Source organism: Sulfoacidibacillus ferrooxidans (assembly GCF_022606465.1).
Lineage (GTDB): Bacteria > Bacillota > Bacilli > Alicyclobacillales > SLC66 > Sulfoacidibacillus > Sulfoacidibacillus ferrooxidans.
Genome location: NZ_JALBUF010000131.1, coordinates 1 through 255, shown reverse-complemented (window position 1 = coordinate 255; position 255 = coordinate 1). Strand labels below are relative to the sequence as shown.

Sequence of the window (255 nt, the reverse complement as noted above, 5' to 3'; positions counted from 1 at the left end):
GAACCTTTACACCATGTTTACGGAGAAACGAGTGTAACGCTAGCCAGTAGTGACCTGTGGCCTCCAAGGCTACTTCTGTGAATGACAAATCGTGATCGACATTCTGCATCCACTGGATTAGCTTCTGACCACCAGCCTGAGAATTTGTGAAACGTAGCGTCTTGCCTTGAATCTGCCCAGTTGAGTCGATGATACAGGCTTCATGATTGCGTTTAGCAATGTCAATACCAACAAAATACACAGCACGTACACCTC

General features: G+C 46.3%; 1 protein-coding gene. It reads right to left on the bottom strand.

What is annotated here, in order from left to right; genetic code table 11:
- Positions 1–255 (bottom strand): IS110 family transposase (locus tag MM817_RS16700; protein WP_272880052.1); only part of this gene is annotated, 255 nt, incomplete at both ends.